Origin of the sequence: Endozoicomonas sp. SESOKO2 (assembly GCF_024606245.1) — a bacterium.
GTDB lineage: Bacteria > Pseudomonadota > Gammaproteobacteria > Pseudomonadales > Endozoicomonadaceae > Endozoicomonas_A.
Map to the genome: position 1 here is coordinate 1 of NZ_JAHHPQ010000224.1, position 1,408 is coordinate 1,408.

General features: G+C 55.6%; 1 protein-coding gene. It reads left to right on the forward strand.

All coding sequences use genetic code 11. From position 1 onward, the window contains the following. Positions 1-1,408: ankyrin repeat domain-containing protein (locus KDK17_RS05630; protein ID WP_257287551.1), on the forward strand; the 1,408-nt coding region annotated here is incomplete at both ends.

The window sequence follows — 1,408 nt, forward strand, 5'->3', positions numbered from 1 at the left end:
GTGAATCTGAACACCGGTGAATCTCACCCGGATACATCTTTCCCCAATCAGGCATTTTATAATGCCTGTATTCACGGGGATTTGGATCAGGTGGAGAGGTCACTGGCAGAAGGCGTCAATGTCAATGCCGTTATGACGCGTGGTTTCACTGCCTTGATGTTGGCATCCATGAGGGGGCACACGGATGTCGCCAAACGTCTGATCAACGCCGGAGCGGACGTCAACACCGCTCGGAATGTGGATGGCGTCACCCCACTGTTCCACGCTGCCCGGGAAAATAACACCGACTGTGTGAAACTCCTGATCAATAAAGGAGCAGATCTCAACGCCGGGGCCAAGAATGGTGCCACCCCTCTGTCCATCGCTGCCGAGATGGGCAATACCCACTGCCTGAAAGCCCTTATCGAAGCCAAGGCGAACCCCAACATCAAGGATAGGAATGGCATCACCGCTCTAATGGCAGCGGCAGAGAGAGGCAATACCGACTGTGTGAAACTCCTGATCGAAGCCAAGGCAGATCTCAATGCCGGACCTGAGAATGGCGTCACCCCGCTGCACTCGGCTGCAGAGGAAAATAACACCGACTGCATGAAAGCCCTGATCGAGGCCAAGGCGAATCTCAATGCCCGAACTGAAGACGGCATGACCCCGCTGTACATCGCAGTCCTGTATGATAGCATCGACTGCGTGAAACTCCTGATCAACGCCGAGGCGGATCTCAATGCCGGACCTGAGAATGGCAACACCCCGCTGCACTTGGCTGCCCAGGAAAATCAAACCGGCTGCCTGGAGCTCCTGATCAAAGCCCGGGCGGATGTCAACGCCCGGAAAAAGAATGGTGTCACACCAGTGTACGTCGCTGCGCAAGAAAATCATATCGACTGCCTGAAGCTCCTGATCACCGCCGGAGCGGATATTAACGCCCGGGCTGAGGATGGCGCCAGCCCACTGTTCATGGCTGCACAAGAGAATAACACCGACTGCGTGAAACTCCTGATCAAAAAGGGGGCGCATCTCAACACCGTCTGGATCGAGAATGGTGCCACGCCGTTGTTCATTGCTGCACAAGAAAATAAAACCGACTGCGTGAAACTCCTGATCGAAGCAAAGGCGGACCTTAACAAGCAGAACAATGAAGGCAGCACCCCGCTGCACGTCGCTGCACAAGAAAATAACATCGACTGCCTGAAACTCCTGATCGGTGCCAAGGCGGATCTCGACGTCCGTACTCAATACGGCACCACTGCGCTGCACATCGCAGCCCGGAAGGGCAATATCGACTGCGTGGAACTCCTGATCGACGCCGGGGCCAAACTCAACGCCCAAAGGGCTGAGGATGGCGCGACCCCGCTATTCATCGCAGCCCGGGAAGGCAATATCGAGTGTTTGAAACTCCTGATCAGGGCCG